Annotated in this window: 25 protein-coding genes; 11 read left to right on the plus strand and 14 right to left on the minus strand. The window is 52.9% G+C overall.

Annotated features, from left to right (window positions below; all coding sequences use genetic code 11):
* Positions 1 to 74 precede the first annotated feature (74 nt).
* From IMCC3135_RS32845 to IMCC3135_RS32855, 3 genes are read left to right on the plus strand one after another with little or no spacing between them, the layout of a single operon-like run.
* A complete protein-coding gene (locus IMCC3135_RS32845; RefSeq protein ID WP_088921441.1) occupies positions 75 to 1,052 on the plus strand; it encodes an ABC transporter permease in 978 nt (325 codons plus the stop codon).
* Positions 1,049 to 1,966, plus strand: a complete 918-nt coding sequence (locus IMCC3135_RS32850) for an ABC transporter permease (RefSeq protein WP_088921442.1) — start codon at positions 1,049 to 1,051, stop codon at positions 1,964 to 1,966. The genes IMCC3135_RS32845 and IMCC3135_RS32850 overlap by 4 nt, the downstream gene beginning before the upstream one ends.
* A complete protein-coding gene (locus tag IMCC3135_RS32855; RefSeq protein WP_088921443.1) occupies positions 1,966 to 3,732 on the plus strand; it encodes a dipeptide ABC transporter ATP-binding protein in 1,767 nt (588 codons plus the stop codon). The genes IMCC3135_RS32850 and IMCC3135_RS32855 overlap by 1 nt, the downstream gene beginning before the upstream one ends.
* A gap of 18 nt (positions 3,733 to 3,750) precedes the next feature.
* On the opposite strand, the gene IMCC3135_RS32860 is transcribed toward IMCC3135_RS32855, so the two are convergent.
* Complete coding sequence (locus IMCC3135_RS32860) at positions 3,751 to 4,152, minus strand: bleomycin resistance family protein (RefSeq protein WP_088922207.1); 402 nt, start codon at positions 4,150 to 4,152, stop codon at positions 3,751 to 3,753.
* 94 nt (positions 4,153 to 4,246) lie between these two features.
* On the opposite strand from IMCC3135_RS32860, the gene IMCC3135_RS32865 reads away from it, so the two are divergent.
* Entirely contained in the window at positions 4,247 to 4,867 is a 621-nt protein-coding gene (locus IMCC3135_RS32865) for an HAD-IA family hydrolase (protein ID WP_088921444.1), read from the plus strand.
* Between the two features lie 59 nt (positions 4,868 to 4,926).
* On the opposite strand, the gene IMCC3135_RS32870 is transcribed toward IMCC3135_RS32865, so the two are convergent.
* The 3 genes from IMCC3135_RS32870 to IMCC3135_RS32880 all read right to left on the minus strand — a co-directional run bounded on the left by IMCC3135_RS32870 (position 4,927) and on the right by IMCC3135_RS32880 (position 8,870).
* Entirely contained in the window at positions 4,927 to 5,973 is a 1,047-nt protein-coding gene (locus IMCC3135_RS32870; protein ID WP_236994707.1) for an RNA-guided endonuclease InsQ/TnpB family protein, read from the minus strand.
* Between the two features lie 284 nt (positions 5,974 to 6,257).
* Positions 6,258 to 7,739 (minus strand): hypothetical protein, encoded by a 1,482-nt coding sequence (locus IMCC3135_RS32875; protein ID WP_157736501.1) that lies wholly within the window; start codon positions 7,737 to 7,739, stop codon positions 6,258 to 6,260.
* A 402-nt stretch (positions 7,740 to 8,141) separates the two neighbouring features.
* A complete protein-coding gene (locus tag IMCC3135_RS32880) occupies positions 8,142 to 8,870 on the minus strand; it encodes an SDR family oxidoreductase (RefSeq protein WP_088921447.1) in 729 nt (242 codons plus the stop codon).
* Positions 8,871 to 9,226: 356 nt separating this feature from the next.
* Between IMCC3135_RS32880 and ppk2 the strand changes: the two genes are divergently transcribed.
* From ppk2 to IMCC3135_RS32895, 3 genes are all read left to right on the plus strand, one after another.
* Positions 9,227 to 10,324, plus strand: coding sequence for a polyphosphate kinase 2 (ppk2, locus tag IMCC3135_RS32885; RefSeq protein WP_088921448.1), 1,098 nt, complete (start codon positions 9,227 to 9,229; stop codon positions 10,322 to 10,324).
* Positions 10,325 to 10,468: 144 nt separating this feature from the next.
* The gene (locus IMCC3135_RS32890; protein ID WP_088921449.1) at positions 10,469 to 10,759 is read left to right on the plus strand and encodes a YceK/YidQ family lipoprotein; all 291 of its coding nucleotides are present in this window, start codon (positions 10,469 to 10,471) and stop codon (positions 10,757 to 10,759) included.
* 179 nt (positions 10,760 to 10,938) lie between these two features.
* Positions 10,939 to 12,234 carry a ThuA domain-containing protein gene (locus tag IMCC3135_RS32895; protein WP_205737826.1) on the plus strand — a complete coding sequence of 432 codons (1,296 nt, stop codon included), beginning with the start codon at positions 10,939 to 10,941 and terminating at the stop codon, positions 12,232 to 12,234.
* A gap of 22 nt (positions 12,235 to 12,256) precedes the next feature.
* Here the strand turns inward: IMCC3135_RS32895 and IMCC3135_RS32900 are convergent, their stop codons facing one another.
* The 5 genes from IMCC3135_RS32900 to IMCC3135_RS32920 all read right to left on the minus strand — a co-directional run bounded on the left by IMCC3135_RS32900 (position 12,257) and on the right by IMCC3135_RS32920 (position 18,609).
* The gene (locus tag IMCC3135_RS32900; RefSeq protein WP_088921450.1) at positions 12,257 to 14,542 is read right to left on the minus strand and encodes a heavy metal translocating P-type ATPase; all 2,286 of its coding nucleotides are present in this window, start codon (positions 14,540 to 14,542) and stop codon (positions 12,257 to 12,259) included.
* Between the two features lie 151 nt (positions 14,543 to 14,693).
* Positions 14,694 to 15,896, minus strand: coding sequence for a hypothetical protein (locus tag IMCC3135_RS32905; protein ID WP_088921451.1), 1,203 nt, complete (start codon positions 15,894 to 15,896; stop codon positions 14,694 to 14,696).
* Positions 15,893 to 16,726: an ABC transporter ATP-binding protein gene (locus IMCC3135_RS32910; protein ID WP_157736502.1), complete on the minus strand. Its 834-nt coding sequence runs from the start codon at positions 16,724 to 16,726 to the stop codon at positions 15,893 to 15,895. Before IMCC3135_RS32910 ends, IMCC3135_RS32905 begins: the two co-directional genes overlap by 4 nt.
* On the minus strand, positions 16,723 to 17,085 hold the full coding sequence (locus IMCC3135_RS32915) for a GntR family transcriptional regulator (protein WP_088921453.1): 363 nt from the start codon (positions 17,083 to 17,085) through the stop codon (positions 16,723 to 16,725). Before IMCC3135_RS32915 ends, IMCC3135_RS32910 begins: the two co-directional genes overlap by 4 nt.
* Positions 17,086 to 17,559: 474 nt before the next feature.
* Entirely contained in the window at positions 17,560 to 18,609 is a 1,050-nt protein-coding gene (locus tag IMCC3135_RS32920) for a hypothetical protein (protein ID WP_088921454.1), read from the minus strand.
* Positions 18,610 to 18,921: 312 nt separating this feature from the next.
* On the opposite strand from IMCC3135_RS32920, the gene IMCC3135_RS32925 reads away from it, so the two are divergent.
* Positions 18,922 to 19,968 carry an RNA-guided endonuclease InsQ/TnpB family protein gene (locus tag IMCC3135_RS32925; protein WP_236994708.1) on the plus strand — a complete coding sequence of 349 codons (1,047 nt, stop codon included), beginning with the start codon at positions 18,922 to 18,924 and terminating at the stop codon, positions 19,966 to 19,968.
* Between the two features lie 191 nt (positions 19,969 to 20,159).
* Here IMCC3135_RS32925 and IMCC3135_RS32930 read toward each other — a convergent pair whose 3' ends face one another.
* A complete protein-coding gene (locus IMCC3135_RS32930) occupies positions 20,160 to 20,414 on the minus strand; it encodes a DUF1127 domain-containing protein (RefSeq protein ID WP_088921456.1) in 255 nt (84 codons plus the stop codon).
* Positions 20,411 to 20,662, minus strand: coding sequence for a hypothetical protein (locus tag IMCC3135_RS32935; protein WP_088921457.1), 252 nt, complete (start codon positions 20,660 to 20,662; stop codon positions 20,411 to 20,413). The genes IMCC3135_RS32930 and IMCC3135_RS32935 overlap by 4 nt, the downstream gene beginning before the upstream one ends.
* Before the next feature lie 103 nt (positions 20,663 to 20,765).
* Between IMCC3135_RS32935 and IMCC3135_RS32940 the strand changes: the two genes are divergently transcribed.
* The gene (locus IMCC3135_RS32940) at positions 20,766 to 21,632 is read left to right on the plus strand and encodes a LysR substrate-binding domain-containing protein (protein WP_088921458.1); all 867 of its coding nucleotides are present in this window, start codon (positions 20,766 to 20,768) and stop codon (positions 21,630 to 21,632) included.
* A 6-nt stretch (positions 21,633 to 21,638) separates the two neighbouring features.
* Here IMCC3135_RS32940 and IMCC3135_RS32945 read toward each other — a convergent pair whose 3' ends face one another.
* Both IMCC3135_RS32945 and IMCC3135_RS32950 read right to left on the minus strand, forming a co-directional pair.
* Positions 21,639 to 22,847 carry an MFS transporter gene (locus IMCC3135_RS32945; RefSeq protein ID WP_088921459.1) on the minus strand — a complete coding sequence of 403 codons (1,209 nt, stop codon included), beginning with the start codon at positions 22,845 to 22,847 and terminating at the stop codon, positions 21,639 to 21,641.
* Positions 22,840 to 23,610, minus strand: coding sequence for a DeoR/GlpR family DNA-binding transcription regulator (locus IMCC3135_RS32950; protein ID WP_169727560.1), 771 nt, complete (start codon positions 23,608 to 23,610; stop codon positions 22,840 to 22,842). The genes IMCC3135_RS32945 and IMCC3135_RS32950 overlap by 8 nt, the downstream gene beginning before the upstream one ends.
* A 51-nt stretch (positions 23,611 to 23,661) precedes the next feature.
* Between IMCC3135_RS32950 and IMCC3135_RS34890 the strand changes: the two genes are divergently transcribed.
* Together IMCC3135_RS34890 and IMCC3135_RS32960 are read left to right on the plus strand one after the other, a co-directional pair.
* Complete coding sequence (locus tag IMCC3135_RS34890) at positions 23,662 to 24,006, plus strand: hypothetical protein (RefSeq protein WP_205737827.1); 345 nt, start codon at positions 23,662 to 23,664, stop codon at positions 24,004 to 24,006.
* Between the two features lie 70 nt (positions 24,007 to 24,076).
* Positions 24,077 to 26,188 carry a N,N-dimethylformamidase beta subunit family domain-containing protein gene (locus tag IMCC3135_RS32960; protein ID WP_088921461.1) on the plus strand — a complete coding sequence of 704 codons (2,112 nt, stop codon included), beginning with the start codon at positions 24,077 to 24,079 and terminating at the stop codon, positions 26,186 to 26,188.
* 131 nt (positions 26,189 to 26,319) lie between these two features.
* Here IMCC3135_RS32960 and IMCC3135_RS32965 read toward each other — a convergent pair whose 3' ends face one another.
* Entirely contained in the window at positions 26,320 to 26,565 is a 246-nt protein-coding gene (locus tag IMCC3135_RS32965) for a hypothetical protein (protein WP_088921462.1), read from the minus strand.
* Positions 26,566 to 26,698 lie beyond the last annotated feature (133 nt).

Genomic DNA, 26,698 nt, shown 5'->3' on the forward strand with positions numbered 1-26,698 from the left:
TCTGCAAGGGTCTGGCCTTGAACTTCAAGGCTGTCTTTATTGCGGCTCGCAAACCTGTCAGGTAAACCTCTCTAATGCTGGCCTTTATTGCGCGTAGAATTCTGCAGTCCATTTTCGTGATGCTGGCTGTCAGTCTGATCGCCTTCTCCCTGTTCCGCTTTGTGGGCGACCCGGTTGCCCAGATGGTGGGACAGGAAACCTCACTGGAAGATCAGGCCCGTATCCGCACCTCGCTGGGGCTGGATGATCCGATCACCACACAGTTTGCAAGCTTTGCCAAAAAACTGGTGACCGGTGATTTCGGCTTTTCCTATCGCACGCGCCAACCTATCAGCGAAATGATACTCGAACGCCTGCCTGCCACACTGGAGCTGGGTATCGTCTCCTTACTCATCTCTCTGGTGGTCGGCATACCGGCGGGCATCTATACCGCCTTGCATCGAGGTGGGCTCCTTGCCAATTCCATCCTGATCACCACTCTGATCGGAGTCTCGATACCCACCTTTGTCATTGGCATCTTTCTGATATTCATCTTCGGTGTCCAGTTAGGCTGGCTACCTACTTTCGGGCGAGGCGATGTGGTGGCACTGGGTTGGTGGAAGACAAATTTTCTGACCCTCGATGGTCTGCGCTCCTTGTTATTGCCGGCGATTACGCTGGGTGTCTATCAACTCACTCTGACCATGCGACTAGTACGTTCAGAGATGCAGGATGTCATGCAAAGCGATTTCATCAAATTTGCCACCGCTCGCGGCATCAACCGACGCTCCATACATTTCAATCATGCCTTGCGTAATACCATGGTGCCGGTCATCACCATTATCGGCCTGCAGTTTGGTGGCATCATTGCCTTTTCCATCGTGACCGAATCCGTCTTCCAATGGCCGGGGCTCGGCTTGCTGTTTCTGGACTCCATCCGCTACGTCGACATACCCGTCATGTCGGTCTATCTTGTTCTGATTGCACTGATGTTCGTGATCATCAATCTCATTGTCGACCTGCTCTACGTCCTCATTGATCCACGCGTGCGTAGCCGGAGTGCCGCAACATGATCGCCAGGCTACGTCGTTACGCCATCGAAAACGAGCTGCTGTATCTGTTTCTGCACAGCCGCCTTGCCCAGCTAGCGGCCCTCATGGCCATCCTCATGATCGGTGGGGCCATACTTGCCAATTTCATTGCACCGACCGACCCCTACGATCTGACCAGCTATGATTTACTGGATTCCCTGCTTCCACCCAGCTGGTCCGAAGGTGGCGATTCACGTTTTATCATCGGCACTGATGATCAGGGTCGTGACCTGCTATCAGCCATCCTCTACGGCACTCGCCTGTCACTGATCGTCGGCTTGCTATCCATCAGCTTTGCCTGTGTTCTGGGTGTCTCGGTCGGTCTTATGGCCGGTTATCTGGGTGGACGCTTTGATGCCATCGTCATGCGAATTGCCGATGTGCAGCTCAGTCTGCCAGCCATTCTCACCGCCCTGCTGATCGATGGTATTGCCCGCGGAATTCTGCCCCAGCAACGCCATGACGATCTGATGATCGTGGTGCTGACCCTGGCAATCGGTCTGTCCTTGTGGGTCAACTTTGCACGCACCGCTCGAGCCTCTACCTTTGTCGAAAAAAACAAGGAATACGTGCAGGCTACCGAGATCATGGGTATGCATCCGCTGCGTATCATGCTCGTCCAGATTCTGCCCAATATCATGGGGCCGATCATGGTTATCCTGACTGTCGATCTGGCAGTGGCCATTCTGCTTGAAGCTACGCTGTCATTTCTGGGTGTCGGTGTACCGGCGAATCAGCCATCACTGGGAACGCTGATTCGTATCGGTACCGAGTATCTTTTTTCAGGCGAATGGTGGATCGTTGCCTTTCCCAGCCTCACTCTGATCGTGCTGATCGTATCGGTCAACATACTGGGTGATTTTCTGCGCGACGCGCTTAATCCGAAGTTGCGCTAATGTCAAAACTACTGGAAGTACAAGGTCTCACGGTAGGTATACCTAGCCGTTTCGGAGAATTCACGGCCATCGAGAATGTGAATCTCAGCGTCGCCGCCGGAGAAATTCACGGTATCGTCGGTGAGTCCGGTGCGGGCAAATCAACCATTGGCTCAGCCATTATCGGCTTGCTTGAAAGCCCTGCCAGAATTCGTGCAGGCACCATTCACTTGCAGGGAGATTCGCTGACTAGCCTGAATGATGAGGAATACCATCGCTTGCGCGGTAATCGCATCAGCATGATATTCCAGGATCCCCAGACATCACTCAATCCGCTGCTACGCATCGCTGACCAGCTGATCGAGACCATTCAGCAGCATCGCAAAATCAACGATGACGAAGCTCGCCTGATGGCGATAGAACTGCTGACGGAAACCGGGATAGAGAATGCCGAAGCACGGCTGGACGACTATCCGCATCAATTCTCTGGCGGCATGCGCCAGCGAGTGGTCATTGCATTGGCCCTGTGTACGGACCCGGAACTGATCATTGCCGATGAGCCCACCACGGCATTGGATGTCTCGGTACAAAAACAGATTCTCAAACTGATTCGCAACCTGGCAGAACAACGCAAGGTCGGCATCATTCTGATCACGCACGATATTGGTGTCGTTGCTGAAATCACGGATAATGTCACGGTACTGCGTTACGGTCACGTGGTTGAATCTGGCCCGACAGCCAGAGTTCTGGGCACACCTCAGGAAGCCTATACACAAGCTCTGATGGCGGCTGTTCCGAGGCTCGACAAACGACTGGAGCGCTTTCGCAATATCGTCAAGGACGACAAACGTATTGACGGTGAAAGCCAGTGGTCTATTGCCGGTGCCAGCGCCGAACAGGCATCCATCTGGTTATTGGGCAGCACCAAGGTTGCAAAAAGAGTCCCTGCAATCCAGCTAAGAAAGACAGCATTACCAGACAACGCCCTGTTGCGCGTCGATGAGCTGGATGTCACCTTTGGCAAATCTGGCAGCTGGTTTTCAAAGAAGCCAGGCTTCAAGGCCTTGTCTGAGGTGTCCTTGCATCTGCACCGCGGTGAGGTATTGGGAATCGTGGGAGAGAGTGGCAGCGGAAAGTCCACTCTGGCCAAAGCCATTGTCGGCCTGGTCCCTACCGCTGGCGGCAGCATGCAGTTCAACGGCGAAGCCTTGCCCGATGGACTCAGGCGTCCGCGTTCACATCCGGCCCGGCGTCAGATCCAGATGATTTTTCAGGACCCCTATTCGTCTCTGAACAATCGCAGGACGGTGGAAGCTATCCTGACTGAGCCACTATTGTTCTACAAGCTGGCCAAAAAAGGCCCCGAGGCCCGCAAACTGGTTGCCTCGGTGCTGGAGCTGGTCGAGATGCCACAAAGAGCCATGCTCAAATACCCGCATCAATTCTCAGGCGGACAACGCCAGCGTATCGCGGTTGCACGAGCACTCATGGCGCGACCTGAGTTTCTGATCTGTGATGAGCCTACCTCGGCACTGGATGTCTCCATCCAGGCGCAGATCCTGAACCTGCTGAAAGACTTGCAGAGTAATTTTGGACTGACCATTCTGTTCATCAGCCATAACCTGGCCGTGGTGCGACAGATGGCAGATCGTGTCGTGGTGCTACGCCGTGGACAAATCGTTGAAACCGCTCACAGCGAAACCTTCTTCGAATCACCCACGGCCGACTACAGTCGGCAATTGCTGCGTGAGACACCGTCGCTGGCATTGCTGGGGGAACCTGATTGAACCCTCATCCATCGCAACCTACTTGGCAGAGCTGACCCGAAAAACATGCCCATCCGGATGGCGCAGATGCATTTCGCGCACATTCCAGGGCATGTCGGTCGGTGACCAGGTAATCTCGATATGCTGCACAAGACACTGACGATACACCTCGTCCACATCGTCAACCCATAGCGTCATCCAGACCCCTTTATCAGAGATAGAGTCGCCTCCGGGCCCAAAGGTTGTCGACGCACTGCCGCGCCCCCGGCCCCCTTGTGCATCGTGACACAGGAAGATCTGGCACTCTCCAGAACGGATACCTCCAAAGGAGACCGGCTCGCCCCACTCCCATGCCTTCGCCCAACCCAGCTTTTCAAACCATTCGAACGATTGATCCATATCGGATACGTTGAGTATCGGAGTTAACGATTTGACCTGCATTAAACCAGTCCTCAAGCCAGAAAGCATCTGACGACAACAAGGCTCTCCATTGAAACGTTTATCATCACCTTTCGACAACTAGCCAAAAGTCAGTATGAGCCTTCAACTTGTCATTTTCGATATGGACGGCACTCTGGTACAGAGTGAAGACTGTGCATCGCAGGCGCTTATCGATACCATTCCCGCACTCACAGCCTCCGTCAGCGAACTCACCGCCCGTTACCGCGGTATGCGACTGGCTGAAATATTCGCCGATATCGAACGAATGCAGCCAGGAGCCATTCCCGACCAATACCTGGAGACCTACCGGGAACGCGAAGATCTGCTCGCCCAATCCATGATCAAGGTCAGTGAAGGTGCCGATGCCATGCTCTCACGCCTCGACAAACCCAAATGCATCGCATCCAATGCTCCCAGAGAGAAAACACTGCGCTCACTTGCCAGCTGTGGTCTGGCCCATCATTTCACCGAAGGCGTGTTCAGTGCCAATGATTTACAAGCCTGGAAACCGGATCCGAGTTTGTTTCTGCATGCCGCCCAGCACTATCAGGTAGCGCCTGCAAACTGTATTGTCATTGAGGACAGCGCAGTCGGTTTGCAAGCTGCACGGGCGGCAGGTATGCCCGCTATTTTCTATGATCCTTTCGACCTGTATGACGGCAGCCATGACACGCCCAGAATTTCATCTCTACTGCAATTGCTGGACAGACTCTGATTCAGAGCACAGGCTTGCTGCATTGACATCCTCCTCTCCCTGAAGAAAGAGGATTCCCACTAAGGAGCGCAATGTCCTGCGCCGAGACGGAGAATATTTCGAGCCGCGTTAACGTCACGATCATGCTGAACACCACATTCAACACATTGCCAGTCTCTTACCGAAAGAGCTCTTATTCCCTGCGGTCCGCACAGGCCTCCGCATTCGGAGCACGCTCGCGTGGTATAGGCTTCATTGATTTCTCGGTAGACAATACCGGCCTGCTGGCTCTTGTAGTCGAGCATTGTCTTGAAGCTGGCCCAGCTTGCGTCAAGCGCAGACTTGGCCATCGTGGTTTTTGTCAGCTTCGAGCTACTGACATCTCCCACGTAGATCTCGCCGCATCGATTGACCAGATGGCGGCTGAATTTATGCAGGGCATCTGCTCTGCGATTCCTGATTTTTGCGTGAATCGCCCGGGCGCGCCGCTTGCGTCTTGCCCGCTGGGCCTTGGCAAGCTTGCCCTCCAGGTGGCGATACCAACGTCCCTCCAGCACGGTGCCATCGCTGCAGGTGGCAACCGTTTTCAGACCAAGATCGATACCTATACTGTCTTGCCCCTTGGGACACGTGCGATCAACCGAGACACAGATGCAAAAATACCATCGACCGCGAGCATCCTCAGTGAAACAACCTGCCCTGAACCTGTAATTGGCAAGACCGAAGCTGTCCCATACCTTGAAGTGAGAACCTGCAAAGAAGACCTGCCCGTGCTTCCAGTGAGCTGCCCGAGCCTTGAAGGGCACCCATCCCAACGAACGTTTATCGCCAAAACTCTTGCGCCACCTCAGCTTGCGACGCTTTGCCGAGAAGCGTTTGCTGGCGTAGTGTTCGGCCGTTTCCTGAATCGTACTGCTGCCAATGTGCTCGAACTGCTTCGAGGCACCAGCCGTGTAAGCAGAGAAGTCAAATCCGGACATCCACCGACCACGCTCCCGAATCATACGATCAGACAGGTCGTTGCAGTAGTTCCATACCTGATTGACTTCAGTCGCCATGCCGCGCAGAAGCGGCGCGTGGCGATCTTTTACCCTGACTTTGAGAACCTTGATGCATGTTGATTTCACAGCTCGATTGTATAACCGTTCCGCCCCCATTCACTCAGAAGGGTCAACACGCACTGGCAATATATACAGCATTCCAATTCCTCCCCGCCCTGAACGACGGGGTATCCTTGGAATTGAAGGGATGAATCGATAAACTCGGGTAATGGCTGGATTCCCGAGTATGTACAGTCATTGATAACGTGCGATGACAGCAAAGTGACGTTCCTGTGACACCAACCCTATGCCACCCCCTTTGCAAGCAAGAATCATTTGCCTGAAGAGGGGTGACCCTTGGTCGAAGACTCCTATAAGGAATCGCGAGTATCTTTCTGCACAGAGGTCAGGACATCTCTCCACAGTGACCACGGCTGCTGGAAGCTTTCAAGCTCAATGCCACCTTGCAAGAGCGTGATCTGGGCCGTTTGCGTATCACCGCTTTCAGCGTTCAGACGCAAAGAGCTGCCATCGTCCGCTGTTATTTGAATCTCGCCACTGGTGAAGCTCCAGGCAGGAACGTCCGGATAGGGTACAGAGGGTCGAACCTCGATGAAGTCGAAAGAGCCATCAAGCGTGATATTCACAAATAGCTTTTCGCGTGTAAGCACCTCAACCGTGTGTTGCTCAGTCAGTGAAGAACTCAATTGGAAGCTGCCATCGAGTTCGGCTATGAACACATCATCCGTTCGATCAAGCCATCGGTAGAAGGTATCTGTACTGGCGTTGCCCACTTCCAGGAACGTTGATTCATTTTTGAACGAGTAATTGACGCCCTGATTAGTCCAACGATCGATACGAATGGTTGAGGGATCGATATTCGAATCACTGATGCTGCCGAACTTACCTGAAGCCACTATTGTGTCGCCGCTGACAAAATCCCCATTGTAAGAGCTGAACATCAGGTCACGATAATAGCCACCAACATTGTTTTCCCGCGAACTCAGTGTGCCACTGCGTACGACTGTATCGTCGAGACAGTCATTCCAGGTAAAGGTCCTGGTTGTATCTCCAAAATCATAAACGGTATCCAGATTCTGCAGCACACCACCGTTGTCACAAGCGTACTGAAAAAGGACAGCCGATTCGCCTTCATTCAACGTTGCAGGTGGCACTTCAATCTCTGTTGAGGGATGAGATTCCATAAAGGCCTGCGGTATGCCTGGAAGCGTATCGCCGTATACTTTCCCTGTATAGACTGAGAAGGCCTGTGAGAGAAGCTCCACATGGTTGTCTCTATTGATCAAGCCTTCTGAAGGCTCAATGACAGGCTGTTCGCTTGATGACACTTCGATGCCAGGGAAGCGGGCACCGGTGGTGTGATTGATCACCAGATAGCTCCCGGGCCCTACCTCGCAGGAGTTGCCGCCACTGCAAACAGATTCACCGCCATTGGCAGTCTGTACCTGATACCAGCCATCATCTGGCCAGCTGATGGTGTTGCCGGACACTTGAATACTATCGCTGCTCTGGCCATCGTTACTATCACCATCGCCGCTCTGAGCCTCATTGCTCTGTGCATTTCCAACCTGCACATCCGCGTAGCGAATACCAGTCGTATGATTGATGACCAGATAACTGCCCGGCTCGACACTGCAAGAGCTTCCACCATTACACAGCGTGGTTTCCCCATCCGCTGTCTGTACCTGGTACCAACCATCGTCTGGCCAGGAAATCTCAGCACCGTTAACACTGGGATCAGCATAGGCCAGGGAGCTCGCCAATCCGATCGAGACCAACGCAAGACCAACCAGTTGCTTGTATTCCGGGGCTCTCGGGGCAAGCGAATTCATGCCCCTATCACTGCGCGGGTAGTCACCGCTGATCTGTGTGCTGACGTGAACGTGCATGTTATGCCGCATAAATATCTTAACTCCTCTTTTTGAAGACGTATGGCTTTCATACTTGACTCAGGATGCAATCCCTGCTCAGACGTCTACTAGAAGAGCTCAGATAATATGTCAGAAATAACCTCTGACCTGAAGCAGCATTGGCAAATGTATAGCCTACCCAGGACTTGATGGCTGGCATCCTGCCAATTTTCTGAATTTCACCTGTTAACTACGGCTTCCGGATACGTTCTGCACTGAACCGACAATTAAAGGTTAAAACATAACAGAACGACTAGTTTCAATGCACGTTAGCGCTCGGTAATATCAGCCACAATGCCCACACCTGCAAGTAACCCCCTTGCTTTACCAAGGCAACTCCTCCCCGTCATAAGCCACAAATTTACCTGTATCAGACGCCTTGAACTGTGACAACAGATCGACCAGACAGCTTGCCGTGTACTGCGATGTAAACAGCTTCCCATCCGGCACATTGCCCTGGAACGGTGCTGACAATTCGGTATTAGTCGTGCCCGGGTGCAGTGCTGTGACACAGACCTTGGGCAGGCGACGACGCCACTCAATGCTGATGTTCTTGATAGCCATGTTCAGCGCAGCCTTCGAGCATCTGTAACTGTGCCAACCACCCAGCCCGTTATCCTCGATGCTACCGACTTTGGCGGACACGGTTGTGAACTGAGCTGATTCATCATGCTTCAAGGCACGTTCAAAATGCTTTGCGATCAACAAGGTGGGCAAGGCGTTGAGCTGCATGTTCTTCATGAAAAATTCAGGGTTCAGTTGCTTCAAGGACTTCTCAGGCATTTGTGCAGCATCCCCCTTGGCATCAATGTGTAGCATGCCGACCGCATTGATCAACCAGTTAACTTTATCGAACGACTGAGAGAACGTTTGAATGCTCTGTTCGGAACACACATCCACCTGCGACCACTGTATGCCATCGCCTGACAACTCATCAGCAGGAGGCTGGGTATTCCACGTAGCGAATACGCTAGCCGATGGATAGCGCAGTCTGATCTGCTTGAGAATTGCGGCGCCGATACCACCACTTCCGCCAAATACAATTATGTTCAAATTGACTCCGCTGGTTTGCAAGTTAGACCGATAGAGCCAAGACAAAATTCGCTCTGTACGGCATTCATTCTTTAACAAGGAGCATAAACCACACATGGCATGCAGCTTGTAACTTGCAACAAACTCTCACGATCCCTTAGCAAGACCGAGTCTTGTCTCACTATTTGAGCAGTCTGGATATAACTTGAAACACTGACGGATATAAAACGGCGCTTCAGTCTGCCGTGTTCTAACCCTTGCGTCCAGCCACTAATTCTGCGGGTTTGCCCCCTATTGACATGGGTCAATCATCGATATTGAAGAATGTGTTTTCATGAATGAGAATCTGAGCAAACACGGTAACCGGGAGCTACATCATGGATAAACTGGACGACAAGAATGGAGAATCAGCCGTCGCGACCCCTGCGAGGAAAAGCAGAACTCGAAAGAAAGTAACAACTGCCACGGATAATTCAGTTAACGCCATCGAAACTTCACCGAGCCTGACTGACTCAAAAGCAGACTCAAAAACCAATGCAAAGGCCGACGCAAAGGCTGCCAGCGCCAAGCACGCGGCGATGCTGACCCATGAGCTTGCACAGAAGCGACATGACCCAGACTACATCAGGCATGCTTTTGAAACAGGTGAGTACCCCTACCAGACAAAAATGGCGAAGGGCTTGTACGAAAAACGCAAAGCTGAGCTGCAGGTAGAACTGCTGAAAGTTCAAAAATGGGTAAAGGACACTAACCAGCGCATTGTCATTCTGTTCGAAGGGCGCGATGCGGCCGGCAAGGGTGGAACCATCAAACGGTTCAATGAGCATCTCAACCCCAGAAGTGCACGTGTCGTGGCGCTGGAAAAACCGACTGACGCCGAAAGAGCTCAATGGTACTTCCAACGCTACATCCAGCATTTACCAACAGCGGGTGAAATCGTGTTCTTCGACCGCTCCTGGTACAACAGAGCCGGCGTCGAGCGGGTCATGGGATTCTGCGAACCCAACGAATATATGGAATTCATGCGCCAATGTCCGGATCTGGAACGCATGCTGGTTCGTTCCGGTATTCGTCTCTACAAATACTGGTTTTCAGTTACACAGGAAGAGCAAAAGGCACGGTTCGAATCACGCAAGTCTGACCCTTTGAAACAGTGGAAACTATCGCCAATCGATATCGAGTCTCTCGACAAATGGGATGATTACACCGAAGCCAAAGAGGCCATGTTTTTCTATACCGATACGGCAGATGCCCCCTGGACCATCATCAAGTCCAATGATAAAAAGCGTGCACGGTTGAATACGATGCGTCATTTTCTGGCAGACATCCCCTATCCTGACAAATCCAGGAAGGTCTTACAGGGACCTGATCCACTAATCGTTGGCGCAGGCTCTCACGCCATCGGCAATAGTCAGCATATTTTTGGAAACAGCCTCCACCCGGATCTTCGTCGCAAAGAGTCAGCGCCAGAGTAGAGGCAAACAATCAAGGAAGCGGGTACAGATGTACCCGCCAAGCTCATCAGTATCTGGACTTATTGCTCCAATTCAGCAGTCTGCGCGACAAAAACTTCTCGAACGCAGGCTTCCAATCTGACAAATCTGCGATAACCTCCAAGCATGGATAAATCTAAACGCCTCAAAGCGACAGCGTTGTGCACGTTGCTGGTTCTGACAAGTGGATGCGCAACCATATCCACCTTGAACCAGCCACTGCGCGAGCGAAAGCCTCTGGTCATGAGCGGTCTGCGGCTCGACCTTGCTTCATTGCGTGACGATCCGGTTGTGACAGACAGATTTGGTGTCCCCGCTCCCAGCTACCCATTACTGGATTTACCTTTCAGTACGGGTCTGGACATTTTGCTCATCGGGTATACCGCACCCGTTGCGCTGTACTATCGCTATCGATAGTGACTCAGGGCACATTCCTGCCTTGTTCCGAGCATGCTCCAAGGCATCGCATGCCGGTATTAATACTGAAACAATTGTTATAGTCTGAGCAAATAGACTCTCCTGTTTCCCCATATACTGGTTCTCTGATCATGCAATTCGGTGCTCTACTGGAATTGTGAACTAGCAGAGGACACTTCATGAGGATGTCAATTGTATCCATACCCGTTCGACTGACCATTGCACTATTAATCAGTGCGCTGCTTGCTGCAGGCTGTTCCAGCTCCAGCGACTCCCAAACACCCATTATCTCTGATATTTTCGAGACCGATGACACCGATGCGACCGGGAACGATGGAACGAGCACGGGTGAGGGTGAACTGGACGATGATTCTACAGATGGAACGACTCAACCTCCAGCAGCTCCAGGTACACCGATAACACCTGACGACAATCCAGTAGTTACGGATCCTCTGGTGCAAAACTCTACACGTGTAGACTTTGATATCACCGTGCCTGCCTATGCATCCGATGCTCTCCAGGTTCGTGTTATCTGGGGTGATAGAGATATGACGGCACAGTGGGTCGGTGATGAGATCTGGTCCGCCTCTGATGAATTTCCAACGAATACAGAAAACCGTCTGACAGTTACCTTCTATGATCAGAATGGTGAAATCACGTTAGGCAGTTTCGAGGCGGACTTCACAACCGGAACCAACGCCTCAGAGTCTTTTCAGATCAACGCAGATCAATTCGACACCGATCAGTGGGACAATGACAATGATGGTGTCAGCAATATCGACGAGTTGGTCGCAGGGACCTATACTTCAGGCGCTCCACGAGTTTTACTATTCAGTGAAACTCGCGACTTCCGCCACAGCTCAATTGAAGATGCAGTGCTTGCACTTCAAGAACTGGGCAGCTCCGCTGACATTGAAACGGATCTTGCAGCAGATTCAGCAGGCCTTTTTACCGAGACCAACCTTGCCAACTACGATGCCGTTGTCTGGGTCCTGACATCGGGCGATGTGCTCGACGCTGACGAACAGACAGCCTTTGAAAATTACATTCGCTCTGGCGGTGGTTTTGCAGGCATTCATGCAGCCAGCGATACCGAGTATGACTGGCCGTGGTACGGCGCACTGGTTGGTGCCTATTTCGAACGTCATCCTTTGGTGCAATCAGCTAGCCAGAACGTTGAAGACGGATCGCATCCATCAACTGCCCACCTAGGCTCGACATGGACACGTACCGACGAATGGTATGACTACCGTAGCAATCCACGAGCCCAGGTGAATGTGCTGCTCACTCTCGATGAAGACTCCTACTCAGGAGGCGAGATGGGTGATGATCATCCCAGCGCCTGGTACCACGACTATGATGGTGGCCGGTCCTGGTACACCGGCGGTGGTCACACCGATACCAGCTACTCAGAGCCGGATTTTCGTGCCCATTTACTGGGTGGCCTTCGCTATGCCGCAGGTGTGGCAGATTAATAATCTGCCACTGTCGACATCACTACCGACGATCGCGCAACAGTCGTAGTGCATTGGCTACCACCAATAGTGTTGCCCCTACATCAGCAACAATAGCGCCCCACAGCGATGCGATACCAAACAATGTGAGAAGCATGAACACCACCTTGATACCCACCGAGAACACAATATTCTGACGAATGACAGTCAGTGTGCGTTTTGCATGAGATACCAACCATGGCACGCGGACAAGCTCATCACTCATCAATGCAATATCAGCAGTCTCTATGGCAGCATCCGAGCCAATGGCCCCCATTGCGATACCAAAATTGGCACGAGCCATCGCCGGCGCATCGTTGACCCCGTCTCCGATCATGGCCACCACCGTATGCCGGGCAGCCAGTGCCTCCACCTCGGCTACCTTGTCTTCAGGCAATAGCCCTGCTCGTACCGTGTCGATTCCAACCTGCCGGGCAACCAGATCGGCGGCCGCAGCGTTGTCGCCAGTGAGCATGACGATTTCTTTTACACCAAGTGCATGCAGCTGCGCAATAACGGCACGAGCCTCAGGGCGAACGGTATCGCTCAAGCCTAATAAGCCGCGCACACCGTTGGCATCAGACAGTGCCACGACGGTGCGACCGTTAGCCTCAAGCTGCGCGACCTGGGCCGCGATAGCGCCATCGGGATCAATGTCCTGATCGTTGGCGGATTCGCGGATGAAGCGCCAGGATCCCAGCCTCAGCTCTCGCTCTCCCAGCCGACCGGTCAGTCCCTTGCCCGCCGTGGTGACGACATCCTGCGCAGCCGCGGGATCAAGACCTTGTTCGGTGGCCGCTCGCGCAATAGCGGCGGCTAGTGGATGTGAACTGCGCCGTTCGATGGCGGCCGCTTCGGCCAACAGAACGTTTGCCTCTTTTGCATTCAGCGGTACGATGTCACTGACCTGCGGTGTACCAAACGTCAGTGTACCGGTCTTGTCGAGTGCCAACGCATCGAGTCTGGCTGGCAACTCAATGTAGCCACCACCCTTGACGAGCACTCCGGCACGGGCGGCTGAGGCCAGTGCTGCAACAATCGATACCGGCGTGGAGATCACCAATGCACACGGGCAGGCGATCACCAATAAGACAAGTGCGTTGTAGATCCATGGCTGCCAGGCAGCCCCGAACAACAAGGGTGGCACCAGTGCTATCAACAAGGCCAGGATCATCACCGCAGGCGTATAACGTGCAGCAAAGCGTTCCACCCACTGCTCGACAGGCGCACGCCGCTCATGTGCATCGCCGATGGTGCGAATGATTCGTGCCAGCACCGTATCGTCGGCCGGACGACTGGATACCACTGTCAGTGTACCTTCGCCGTTGATCGTGCCGGCAAACACCTCATCACCGACCTCTTTAAGTACCGGTAGACTCTCACCGGTAATGGGTGCCTGATCAACCGAACCTGCACCCTCGCTGACCGTACCATCCAATGCCACACGATCGCCAGCACGCACGACGAATCGGGTACCAACCTCAGCCTCCGTGGCAGGGATTTCCACCTCAGTGCCATCTTCACGCAGTGCCTGGATGCTTGCCGGTGTCAGATCAAGCAAAGCCTCTACTGCACGACGTGCCCGCCCCACACTCCAACGTTCAAGCAACAGCGACAAGGCAAACAGGAATGCAACTGTAGCCGCCTCGAACCATTCTCCCAATACCATGGCTCCCACTACCGCGACGACCATCAACAGATTCATATCAGGTCGCAGCGTTTTGAGCGCGTACCAGGCTTTTGGTGCAACGTAGCGTGTGCCCGCGACAGTGGCGCCGACCCAGGCAAGAATTTCTAACATCGGCGGACCCGCTTCACCGTGACCGCCAAGCAGCGTGGCAAACGACCAGGGCCCATCGATACCGATCAGATGTATGACGATCCCAAGCAACAACAGGGCGCCGCTGACGAACGTGGCGTACAAGGGTCCGCGATCCACCGCAGGAGCGGCTGCGGTGCCCTGCCCCTCATCTGACGTCGCACTCATGCCGGTGGCTGCAACTGCTGAAATAATGTCCTTGTCCGAGGCTTCAGATGAAGACACAAGCACGCTCATTCGACCGTTGATGGCATCGAAGGCAAGCCCCTCATCGCCACCCACCAAGGGCCCTACAGCACGGCGCAGAATGCGCACCTCCTCGATACAATCAAGGCCACTCACCGCAAATCGACGGCTGGTTGAAACAGTACTCTCCAGCGCAGCCTGGTGTGACTCGAGTTTAGTCAGTTCGGCCGAATGCCCGCAACACGAACTCGCCCCCTGGTCGCTGTTGCTGTTCGTCTGCTCCATCTGATTTCTCCGGTTAAGACTGGTATACCCCTATCCTAATGTCTCTAGCCACTAGAGCTTCAAGGGGTATTGGAGAAATATTTCACGATGGACACGATTGATCAGGTGCGCAGTAGGGTCAGTACCATGCGCGCTGTCCTAATTTGTCACGTTAAAAAGTGATGAACTCCATTTTAGTGATGCGCTGATGCCCTCTGTACAGAAAGTATAACGCGGCGCAAGCGACCAGCCCTGTAACCCCCCAGACAAACTCAACAGGGATTCTAGCCAGAATAAACAGGGCGATATAAAACCCGAGCAGCAGCAAATTCCGATGAAACGAATTTGTTTTTTCTTCCAGATTGCTGCTGTAACTGCTAATCAAACCCAAACTGAGCGCGCTACCTACGAAAGCTGCAACAACAACGGATCCTGTATTTTCTGGTAAATCAATGCTGAGCAGACTGGCCAAGGGTGACAGGGCGAGGCCAGCTAGCGTATAGATACCAGCGATACTCAGGAACCGTATCAACAAGGCCGACGATAACTCCGCACGACTGTGGATTGCTCCAGACAACCAGGCTCTTGGCGCGACACTCATAGAGCGCCCTATATTTTGCACGGGAAAGGACAAAATCCATATACTCCAAACGATGGAGAACATCTGTAAGGGCGGCTCGTAGAAGTGAAAAAAAACCAAGAAGAACAGGATTCCACCACTCGCAGCTCTCAAATGCGAGAACCAACTCACACCGTATAGACCACCCGAATGCCATCGTTTATTTTCGATATTATTTCCGTAGTCCTGACGTAAACTCCGCCGCTCAATGTTGACGGGTTTGATAAGGAGCGAATGCAAAATTGCCAACCCTGGCAACAACGCCAAAACCGACACAGGATAAAGGTAGATCGAGTTCAACAGGTTCGCTATCCCTTCTCTACCAACATCAGGAATTTTGTTCATTCCTAAAATGACTGCAAAGACAACCACTAAGACAAGCAGCAAGTTTCGAGTCAGCAAGGTGAGGACACTGGCAATAACAACAATCGCCATAAGCAAGCCAACGATGCTGAAGAGATCATGATTGACTAACGCAATTGCGGCTATAAACAACCCGGTAGCTAACAACACCATCAAATAAAATTTCGTGATCCGACTAGCAAATCGCGGAACACCATGGCTACCTGCAAACTGGTGAAGGTCCTGGCACCAAACCCCGAGCCATGTCCCCTGAATAAAAGCCAGAGCAAAAAGATATTCAGGATGCGTTAGTTTGAAAAAGCGACAGGCGAAGATACCGCAGACGCTACAAATGAGAAAAATAATGATTCCCGATGTGCTGCGCGGCATCAAAGATTGAAATAGCCTCTTCATTGGGTAAGCTCTAAAAACAGATCTTCCAGGCTACCCGGAGCTCGTGCGTAGCTATTCCTTTCCAACTCATCTTCGGGCAACAGAACCCAAAGCTGGCCGTCTTTTTTTAACAGCACCTCGCCACCGAGGGGAACCTCACCTTGCTCCACTACGCGTAAGCGCTCTTTAAGCTCATCTATCTTTGTGTGACACAATATCTGGCCATGATGCAATATGGCCACGTGAGAGCACATGCGCTCGATATCACTTGTGATGTGGCTAGATAGCAGGATGGTCTGGTTGGTATCGCTGTTTAGTTCAACCAGGGTACTTAAAAAACTCCGACGTGCGGCTGGATCAAGACTAGCAACCGGCTCATCAAGAATCAACAAATCCGGGCGATGACCCAATGCCATCAACAACGCTACTTTCTGTTTTTGACCAACCGACAAAGTAGCAATCGAAGCCTCACCTACATCCCAACGATCTTTGAGTTCATCAATGTAGGCATTGTCCCAATTGGAATAAAAACTTCCAACCAACCCCAGACAGCGATCCACAGTCGCTTCCGGGAAATAATCCAGGTTTTGCGATACATAGCCCAACCGTTCGCGAACAGGATTCGGACAATCCCAGGCGGTTACGCCCATCAATTCCGCGCTACCTTCAGTGGATTTCATTAAACCCAAGGCCACTCGGATCAAAGTGGTTTTACCACTCCCGTTGCGCCCCAACAGTCCGTTAATACTCCCTGAATCAAGATGCAAGGTTGCCCCCTTCAGTATCTCGACTCTTTCTTTTTTAGTGCCATATCCGGCGTGCACATTCGTCAGATCAAGTGGGTATGTCATACGTCTTCTCCCTTCCATTGGATTGCTACAAGTGCCAAGAGCTGGTCTCGGCTCATGCCCAGTGCGCGTGCACTCTCAGCAAGTTCAGTAGCTTTGGGTTTTAGTAGATCTGTTGGGCTCTGGGTGTTTTGACTCACTAACATGCCAACACCTGGTCGCCGCACTACCACCTCATCCCGCTCCAGAATCGAATAGGCTTTGGAGACGGTCATGGGATTAACACCTAGGTCACTGGCCATACTCCGCACCGACGGCAAACTAGCCCCAGCAGTCAGACCGCCGGAGGCAATCTGACTACGAACCTGGTCGACAATCTGTTGATAGATGGGGATACCTGACGAGGGTTGAAGTGAAAACAAGTGGATCGTTCTCAGTTAGGTGTATTCACTGTATCATTACACATAATACACATGATGATAAACCTTTTGATCGATAACTATTTTCTCGTCGAATACCGCCAACCCTGAACCTATTGCAGCACTCGGAACACCCTACAAATGCGGGAGTGCACTGATACGAGTGCGCCAACGGTACCTGCCAAACTGTTGGACGCGACGACCACCGGCAATTTCGACTGGTAACCGAAGTAACCATACGAGTGCGCTATATCTTTTTCCAGAGCGTACATCGTGTCGCTTGATTGTTCAGCATTCACGTATTCGGACAGTGCAAGCGGTACACGACCTCTCCAGTAATCATCCGGCGCGGGCAGCTGACTGTTCTCAAGTGGCCGTCGAGAAATACAGAAATCAGCATGATCCTTTACTTCCCATAGGCATGGCGAGGGGCGACTGTAGCGTCGGAAGGCTCCACCTCCCGGTAACTACACTAAATCAGTTGCAATCAAAACCTGACGCACAGCTCAGCTGGAAACCATCTGACCAGTTCAGAATAATCGGCGCACCCGGTTCGCCGTCGATGGCAACGAGGAAGGTTTCTAGCTCACCAGTATCGGGCGACAGGGTCAAACCGCTGCCATCTTCAGCCGTCACACGCACGCTGCCAGTTTGCCACTGAGCCGGATATTCACCACCTTCACCCACGACAGAATCTTCTGGGTCCATATAGGCTAAATCAACCACGACATCGATAGGCTCGCCAGATGACCAAGAGGCTGTTACGGTAAAAGTAACTGTTGCAGCCGCACCCGGACCTCCAGCCAGCAGGTCGGAATCAGGTAAATCGCTCTGAACCTGACTTCTGCGATACGAAGTGTAATCGTCGATTTTCGTCGTCTCACCATCGTCGACCATGAGCAGACTAGCGCCAGTCCATCCCGTTATCACGACTGGACCATTTTGCTCGGGACTACTATCAGAGTATTCACCATCGAGTAGCAGCGAATCTCCATCGGCATAAGAGACTGAGAAGTTCTCGAACGTTGAGACATCAGTGCCTCGAACAAAGCGGACCGCCTTGTATGCAGATCCCTCATAGGCAGCATCACCTATCGAGCAGGCACTGTCTGCCACCAACTGATCAACATAAGGACCACCTACCGAATCATCATGGTAGGCCCGCGCCACCAGCGTGCCACCGCTGTCGCAGGAAAAAGTATATTCAGAGTTCGAACCATCTTCGTTGACAACCGTACTGGATACGAAGGTAAGACCATTTCCACTCGATGCACCATCGGCTATCACCTCGGCGATAAGTGTCTCGACTGAACCGAAGACGGGCACCAGACTCTCTGATGCTGCATTCAGTGTGTCGTCGTTAGCGACCTTGACGATTTCGCGTAATAATAGCTCGACATTTGCAGCGGAGATAACGGGGGCAGTACTACCGTCACCAGATCCGTCTGTGGTGTCGGGTGAGTCAGAGCTGCTGCAACCAGCAAGAAGTGCAATCAATGCACCGGTACAAAAGCGGGTGTAAATCATGATGGAGTTTCCTGGAAATACTTTTAGGCGACGAGTTCACGTCCGATGCGAGGACGCCCTGCGACGGATCAGCTACTGTCATTGATCAGTAGTTGCATTATTGTAAGCAAAAACAGACTGATGATGGAGCGATCCATAGCGTAAAAATACCCGATAACGTTTACGTTTCCATGTATACCCGCGGCATTCATCCCTTCAATTCCAAGGATACCCCGTCGTTCAGGGCGGGGAGGAATTGAAATGCCGTATAAATTGCCAGTAGTTATTGGCCCTTCTTGGTGAATGAGGGCGGAACGGTTATACAATCGGGCTGTGAAATCAACATGCATCAAGGTTCTCAAAGTCAGGGTGAAAGATCGCCACGCGCCGCTTTTGCGCAGCATGGCGACTGAAGTCAATCAGGTATGGAACTACTGCAACGAGCTGTCTGATCGTATGATTCGGGAGCGTGGTCGGTGGATGTCCGGATTTGACTTCTCTGCTTACACGGTGGGTGCGTCGAAGCAGTTCGAGCACATTGGCAGCAGTACGATTCAGGAAACGGCCGAACACTACGCCAGCAAACGCTTCTCGGCAAAGCGTCGCAAGCTGAGGTGGCGCAAGAGTTTTGGCGATAAACGCTCGTTGGGGTGGGTGCCCTTCAAGGCTCGGGCAGCTCACTGGAAGCACGGGCAGGTCTTCTTTGCAGGTTCTCACTTCAAGGTATGGGACAGCTTCGGTCTTGCCAGTTACAGGTTCAGGGCAGGTTGTTTCACTGAGGATGCTCGCGGTCGATGGTATTTTTGCATCTGTGTCTCGGTTGATCGCACGTGTCCCAAGGGGCAAGATAGTATTGGTATCGATCTTGGTCTGAAAACCGTTGCCACCTGCAGCGATGGCACTGTGCTGGAGGGACGTTGGTATCGCCACCTGGAAGGCAAGCTTGCCAAGGCCCAACGGGCAAGACGCAAGCGACGCGCCCGGGCGATTCACGCAAAAATCAGGAATCGCAGAGCAGATGCCCTGCATAAATTCAGCCGCCATCTGGTCAATCGATGCGGCGAGATCTACGTGGGAGATGTCAGTAGCTCGAAGCTGACAAAAACCACGATGGCCAAGTCTGTGCTTGACGCAAGCTGGGCCAGCTTCAAGACAATGCTCGACTACAAGAGCCAGCAGGCCGGTATTGTCTACCGAGAAATCAATGAAGCCTATACCACGCGAGCGTGCTCCGAATGTGGAAGCCTGTGCGGGCCGCAGGGAATAAGAGCTCTTTCGGTAAGAGACTGGCAATGTGTTGAATGTGGTGTTCAGCATGATCGTGACGTTAACGCGGCTCGAAATATTCTCCGTCTCGGCGCAGGACATTGCGCTCCTTAGTGGGAATCCTCTTTCTTTAGGGAGAGGAGGATGTCAAAAATTAGTCAATAAGCTGTCGCTTATTCGTAACTTTACGACCTTCCAATAAGCAGGCATGCCCAATTGCAGCAAGCAGTTTCCGGCTCCGGTTCACTCCGAACTCTGCATCCCTGCATCCCTGCATCCCTGCATCCCTGCATCCCTGCATCCAATCATTCTTGCCAGAACCGCTTGCTCCCTTCGCGTAAAACCTCATAACGAGAAATACCAATATCCATCAGTAGCTCCGGGCTATTGGCAAGCTCTTGCAACTCACGTCGTTGCTTGATTCGCTCTCCCCAGACAAGACTGGTGTCGAGCAGCCGACGGAACATGCTGCTCCGGCGCTTTTCATTAACCGTGCCCACCTTCGAACGCTGAAACTTCGAGGCGTGCACCAACTGTCCGGATATCAATACACGACTCATCGTTCAGCCCTCGCACGATTCAGCGTTTCCAGGTTACAGCTGGCTGAAATACCGTTTCGGCTACGATCCGCCGCGGCTAATACATCGGCTTCGTTCTGACAGCCTGCCTCTGCTGTCCAGCCCGCTGTTTGACTGAATGCGGATTCGGGGATTGCACCCATCAGCAACCAGATGGCGATGGCGGCAGCTAACGCTGCCAAAGCCAGCGATCCTTTGCCTAAAGGCTCTCGATTTATGAGTGTTTGCATGACTTGTCTCTCAGTTGTTGGTGAGAGATCATCATGGGATCTTGCAATACATCATTCAAACGAATAATATTAAAGCATTACATCAATATTGGTGAAGTATTGTATGCAAGACAATCTGGACATGGAACTGCTGCAGACTCTGGTCGCCATCGCAGACACAGGAAGCTTTGCGGCGGCCTCCAAGCTGGTGCATCGCACACAATCTGCCATCAGCATGCAAATGAAACGCCTGGAGGAGATTGTCGGGCAACCTCTGTTTCAAAAAGAAGGCCGTCGTTCCGTACTGACGCTACATGGGCAGAACCTGCTGCTCTATGCCAGACGTATCCTCACCCTGCAACAGGAGGCGCTTGCCAGTTTCCGCAGCCCTGAAATCCAGGGTGAAGTTCGTTTCGGTGTCTGCGACGATTATGTGGAAGGTCTTTTACCACCGATATTGGCAAGCTTCGCCGCACAGTATCCCCGAGTTCATATTCGCCTGGATTCGGAATCCAGCAAAGAGTTGATCAGTGCCACCGTTGAGGGGCAGCTCGATTTTTCGCTGGTCAATGCGATCAGCAGTCAGCTGGAATTTGAAACACTGACCAGCGAGCCACTGGTCTGGGTGATGTCCCGTCATCATTCGACAGAAGAGGGGCAGCCATTGACACTAGCGTTCGAGAATAGTTGTCTTTGGGGGATCTGGGCAAAGAAGGCCCTGGACGATCAGAAAATACATTATCGAGTGGGATACTCGACACGTAACCATAATGGCACGATTGCGATGGTAGAGGCCGGACTTGCAATATCAGTGTTATCCAGAAGCACCGTACCGCCTCAATTGCGAATTCTGACTGAAGCCGATGGATTTCCGGTCCTGCCGCTCTCAGAGATCGGCTTGATCGTCGGCCCCAAGGGCTTGTCACCGGCCAGTCAGAAACTGGCCGATGCCGTTCGTCAGAACCTGAGCGCAAGATCAATAGCGGCCTGAGTATGATCAATTGGCTGGATTGATAAACCTTGCCAGCAAAGCCACACCTATTGCCAGAGCCGCAAGCATGGACATTGCGATGGCAAGTGTTGTCAGGTGGGCAACGAACCCAACCAGAACCGGACCCAGCAGCATTCCACCATATCCTAACGTTGCCACTGCTGCGATTGCAGTCCCTGACGGGGTGTCCGGATCACGCGCAGCACGCGAGAAAACCAGAGGCATGACAACGGCATAGCCAACGCCCACCACCGCAAAACCGGTCAAGGCCATGGGTACAGCATTTGCCGTCACCACCATGATAATGCCCAGAGCCGCCACTATGCCGCTGGCGCGGACCACGACAACAGGACCGAGCCGAGTTATCAGCGTATCGCCTGCCAGTCGCGTAGCAACCATCGTCGTACTGAAAACCGCATACCCCAAAGCCGCCGCACTCTCAGTCGCAGCGGTTGCATCACGTAAAAACACAGCACTCCAGTCCGCCATTGCACCCTCGCCAATGGATACACCGAAGGCGATCAAGCCAACAAGAAGCAATGTGCCTCGTGGTATTGCAAACATCTTTACCTTGCCGGGCTGCTCCTGCTTCCGTACCCCCTCCGGTCGGTGAGCATCGGCAATGACAAGCAGTGCCAGAGTCGGAACTGCAAACAACACGGCAGCAACAGGCAGATGTGTCGCCGGGCTTAGGCTCATGTGAGTAGCCAGCACACCCAGTCCTGCACCTACGCCAGCCCCAAGACTGAACAATGCGTGAAAGACGCTCATCACGGGTCTGCCAAGTTTTTCCTCAACTCTGGCTCCCCAGCCGTTCATCCCCACATCCATTGCACCGTGCAAAGCGCCAAACACGAACAGTGCCAATGCCAGCATGAAAGGTCCCTGAGCGAACCCAAGCAATGCCAGCACGGGTCCGTATAGAACCGCCGTTACAAAAGTCACTCGGCGAGCTCCAAGTCGGTCAGAGAACAGACCCGCCAAGGGAAACGCAATGATTGCACCTGCCGCAAGCACCAGTAACAACAGCCCGAGCTCTGCAGCATCAAGCGAGAATTGCCCCTTGAACGCCGGCACACGCGAAGCCCAGGTGCCAAACAAGGCACCGTTGAATGCAAATGCCGCAGCGACCGCTCGCCAGCTCGGATCGCTGAACACACTCGTAGTGGCTCCGCCATCCAGCCTGGGTGCCTGTGCTGTATTGATATCACTCATGGAGCACCTCCACGCTTGCTTTGCGAATAGCCGCAAGCAGATCGGCGTCTGCCTCTGCATCCGTGATCAATTGATCCATTTCCTCGATTGCCAGAACCCGATGACGGGCGCGACGTGCAAGCTTTGCTGAACCGGTGACGACAACGACATGACTGGAAACCAGAGCCATTGCACGCTTGATACTCGCCTCCTCGGCGTCATCAGCACTCAGACCGAATGAGGGATGCATGCCACAAGCTCCAAGCAGGCAGAGATCGGCTGCGCAATCACTGACCATGCGTACGGCCTGGGCTCCTGTCGCAATGCCTCCGCTTGCACACAGCGTCCCGCCAATCAGATAGACGGAAGCCCCACGCGCCTGTACCGCAAGAGCGATCGCGGGTGCAGGCGTGATCACCAGTCCGCGAAAATTTGTGCTGATCTGACAGGCAACCGCATGAAGCATCGTGCCGCCGTCAAGAAAAACAGTCGAACTATCATCTATCAAACTGGCAGCCCTGGCGGCCAGCTGTTCGATTCCCGGTTCAACCTCTTGTCGTCGGAGTTCAAACGACTTGACGGGCTGCGACACCGGCACAGCCCCACCACGAACACGCCGCGCAGAACCATTACGTTCGAGTTCAATCAGATCACGCCTGATAGTGTCAGGGGAAACATTCAGCTCTTTGGCAAGAACAGCCGCAACGAGGCGCTCGCCGCTATGGATACGGGCAAGCAGAAGCTCCTGCCTGACATCCGGGTTGTTCAGTTCGATGGAGGACATGACGCATAACATTGCACAAAGTTGCAACAGTATGCACAAATACGCACAATCGTGCACCTCATTTTGATTCAACAAGCTTCAGCAACCCGCCTGGGCATTGAACAACCCTGGGTACAGATGTTCATCCCGATGTTGTTCGGCTTGATGCTGTTCAGCATAGTCCAGGTGTACGGGCGCAGGAAGAGCGATGACTTCAGAGGACTCGCAATCAGCCGGACAGAGATAGAACGCAAGAACGCAGGTGTGGTGCCTGCTATCATCATCGGCACGGTATTGTTCATACTCAGCTTCACCAAAGCATTCAGACAACTGGACACCATCTTTGATATTCCGACAGCTGTACTCGGCCTCTTCCAGAGTCTGGCGTCCTGCCTCTGCTCATCCCCTATGTTCTGATGATCCTGCTCCTCGTCTTTTTCTCCTCATGGGTAACCTTGTTGCCTGATCTGGTTTTTGGGCCAATACGATGACTGATACACATACAAATCCGCCACTGCTTGGATACGCCGACCGCCTGTCGGCCAAACAAGGTGACACGGTTGCATTCAAGGTTTCCTCAAAAACTGGCACACCGTTCAATGCCCGACTGGTTCGCTCCATCAGTGCTGACCCGAACCCGGCAGGCCAGGGTATTGTCGAAGAAGATGCTTCTCACTATTTTGAATCACAGTCATTTCCGTCGGTTGAACGTCTATTCAACTCCGGCTCTTATGCCATTGCTCAGACAGAGCTGAATGCAGCTCCAGGCGCCTCATTAACATTCTCGGCGACCATTTTCCCTACCCGTCATTCTGATTGCGTGCAAAGCATCATTACGGTGGGCTCGTTTGATTTGTACCTGAATACTGCAGGCCAACTCTGCCTGTCTGCAGAGGGTCAAAGCGTTTCAACATCAATGGCTCTGGAATTACGCAACTGGTATCAGGTCAGCGCGCAGATTGTGAACGGGGTCGTCACCCTCGAACAGCGACAACTAGGCAGAACACAATCTGCCACTGTGGAAGCACGTGGTGAGATCAATCCGCAGATTGCCTTGTCCGGCACCCCACTCATCGCAGCACGGCTTGTCGATGGTTTAGCCATCCAACACTTCAACGGTAAAATCGAAGCACCGTCAATCCAGGAAAATGGTGAAATTATTGCTGCCTGGGACTTCAGCCAAGGCATATCGACAACCATTGGTTCTGCTACCAAAGGCCCTGACCTGACGCTTGTCAATTTTCCCGCCCGCGCCGTAACGGGTGCGAACTGGGACGCCTCGGAAATGAACTGGACACACAAACCCGAGCACTATGCCGCCATACATTTCCACGACGATGATATATACGACTTCGAGTGGGACACCGACTTTACCTTTATCGTGCCTTCCGGGATGCCATCGGGTGCCTACGTCATGCGCCTTGAGAGCGAAGGACATGAGGACGCCATCCCGTTCTTTATCTGCATGGCATCTGGGCAACGCACCGCCGATCTGTGTGTTCTGGTGTCAACGTTCACCTACGCTATCTACGGCAATCACGCTCGACCCGACTATGCCCCCTCCTGGCAAGAGCGCTTGAGCGAATGGAATGCCTATCCCTACAATCCGGCAGAATTCCCGCAGTATGGCCTGTCAACCTACAACTATCACTCTGATGGATCGGGTATCTGTCATGCCTCCCACCATCGTCCCTTGTTCAATCTTCGCCCCGGCTATGTGACTTTTGGCGCCGCAAGCTGCTCTGGATTACGACACTTTCAGGCAGACAGCCATTTGCTCAGTTGGCTGCATGCCAAGGGTATTGAATACGACCTGGTCACCGATTACGAATTGCACAACGAGGGCGTGGCCGCCATCAGCGGTTACAAAGCGGTGACCACCGGCTCGCACCCCGAATATCACACCAACGAGACCCTCGACGCCTTGCGCGACTATCGCGATAACGGTGGCAATCTGATGTACCTGGGAGGTAATGGGTTCTACTGGCGCATTGCCGTGCATGCCGAAAATGACAGCGTGCTCGAAATAAGACGAGCCGAAGATGGCATCAGGGCCTGGGCGGCCGAACCGGGCGAGTATTACAACGCTTTTGATGGTACCTATGGTGGACTGTGGCGCCGTAACGGACGTCCTCCTCAAGATCTGGTCGGTATCGGTTTTGCCGCACAAGGCGAATTCTTTGGCGACCCCTTCCTGCGTATCAGCCATGAAGCGAAGTACGACTGGGTATTCGAAGGCATCGAAGAGGACATCATCGGCGACTTCGGGTTCTCCGGTAACGGGGCGGCAGGCTTCGAGCTGGATCATATCGACCATCGACTCGGCACTCCCTATACCACCGTAGTGCTGGCCCGCTCGGTCACTCGCGAAAACGGATTCATGCTGGTCCCCGAAGAGCAACTGACCCACCTGACCAACCTGACCGGAGGCACGGAGAAAGAGGCCATGCACGCGGACATGATCTGGACAGACTACCCGGGCGGTGGCTCAGTCTTTACCACCGGTTCCATTACCTTCTGCGGTAGTTTGCCGTGGAATGATTTTGACAACAATGTGTCGACGTTGCTGTTTAACGTCATGCAAAAACACCTGGCATAAAATCGAGTGCGCACAATGAAGTAGGCCCACCTCGGGAACGCACTTCGTTGTGCCGCTTGCGATCAAAAGAGGCAGACACAACATTGGCCAAAGTGAATTGCTGAACCGCGAGTCAAGGCCCAGGTAACAACTTAAATCCCGGCTTGGGCACACCGCTCGTAGAGACTCAGCAACTCAGCCTCCGGGCTCAACTGACAAACTTCTTCATCGGCACGTCGGTACCAATAGGCCGCATTACTCTGATCACCTTCTACCCTATGCAGGTAGGCATGTATCAGACTGGAGAATGAATCTGAATGGGCCTGCACGATTTCGTGTGAAGCTTCCCATTGACCGTCGCGGGCCAGATCGAGTGCCTTGAGGTGTTCTGCAAACATGCTTTACTCCTTACTATCTTGAATACTCTATCTTAATCTGCTCTTGCTACCGACAACAGCCAGGCAACGACTTCTTGATACGTAAAAAGAAGTACATGCCTGGCTCTGCCAGTCAATCGGGGCTATCTGAAAA

The organism is Granulosicoccus antarcticus IMCC3135 (genome assembly GCF_002215215.1).
Lineage (GTDB): Bacteria > Pseudomonadota > Gammaproteobacteria > Granulosicoccales > Granulosicoccaceae > Granulosicoccus > Granulosicoccus antarcticus.

Coding starts and splice junctions, on each gene's coding strand:
- IMCC3135_RS32845 (WP_088921441.1), top strand. CDS start 75: ATGCTGGCCTTTATTGCGCGTAGAATTCTGCAGTCCATTTTCGTGATG.
- IMCC3135_RS32850 (WP_088921442.1), top strand. CDS start 1,049: ATGATCGCCAGGCTACGTCGTTACGCCATCGAAAACGAGCTGCTGTAT.
- IMCC3135_RS32855 (WP_088921443.1), top strand. CDS start 1,966: ATGTCAAAACTACTGGAAGTACAAGGTCTCACGGTAGGTATACCTAGC.
- IMCC3135_RS32860 (WP_088922207.1), bottom strand. CDS start 4,152: ATGCAGGTCAAATCGTTAACTCCGATACTCAACGTATCCGATATGGAT.
- IMCC3135_RS32865 (WP_088921444.1), top strand. CDS start 4,247: ATGAGCCTTCAACTTGTCATTTTCGATATGGACGGCACTCTGGTACAG.
- IMCC3135_RS32875 (WP_157736501.1), bottom strand. CDS start 7,739: ATGAATTCGCTTGCCCCGAGAGCCCCGGAATACAAGCAACTGGTTGGT.
- ppk2 (WP_088921448.1), top strand. CDS start 9,227: ATGGATAAACTGGACGACAAGAATGGAGAATCAGCCGTCGCGACCCCT.
- IMCC3135_RS32890 (WP_088921449.1), top strand. CDS start 10,469: ATGGATAAATCTAAACGCCTCAAAGCGACAGCGTTGTGCACGTTGCTG.
- IMCC3135_RS32895 (WP_205737826.1), top strand. CDS start 10,939: ATGAGGATGTCAATTGTATCCATACCCGTTCGACTGACCATTGCACTA.
- IMCC3135_RS32900 (WP_088921450.1), bottom strand. CDS start 14,542: ATGGAGCAGACGAACAGCAACAGCGACCAGGGGGCGAGTTCGTGTTGC.
- IMCC3135_RS32905 (WP_088921451.1), bottom strand. CDS start 15,896: ATGAAGAGGCTATTTCAATCTTTGATGCCGCGCAGCACATCGGGAATC.
- IMCC3135_RS32910 (WP_157736502.1), bottom strand. CDS start 16,726: ATGACATACCCACTTGATCTGACGAATGTGCACGCCGGATATGGCACT.
- IMCC3135_RS32920 (WP_088921454.1), bottom strand. CDS start 18,609: ATGATTTACACCCGCTTTTGTACCGGTGCATTGATTGCACTTCTTGCT.
- IMCC3135_RS32930 (WP_088921456.1), bottom strand. CDS start 20,414: ATGAGTCGTGTATTGATATCCGGACAGTTGGTGCACGCCTCGAAGTTT.
- IMCC3135_RS32935 (WP_088921457.1), bottom strand. CDS start 20,662: ATGCAAACACTCATAAATCGAGAGCCTTTAGGCAAAGGATCGCTGGCT.
- IMCC3135_RS32940 (WP_088921458.1), top strand. CDS start 20,766: ATGCAAGACAATCTGGACATGGAACTGCTGCAGACTCTGGTCGCCATC.
- IMCC3135_RS32945 (WP_088921459.1), bottom strand. CDS start 22,847: ATGAGTGATATCAATACAGCACAGGCACCCAGGCTGGATGGCGGAGCC.
- IMCC3135_RS32950 (WP_169727560.1), bottom strand. CDS start 23,610: ATGTCCTCCATCGAACTGAACAACCCGGATGTCAGGCAGGAGCTTCTG.
- IMCC3135_RS32960 (WP_088921461.1), top strand. CDS start 24,077: ATGACTGATACACATACAAATCCGCCACTGCTTGGATACGCCGACCGC.
- IMCC3135_RS32965 (WP_088921462.1), bottom strand. CDS start 26,565: ATGTTTGCAGAACACCTCAAGGCACTCGATCTGGCCCGCGACGGTCAA.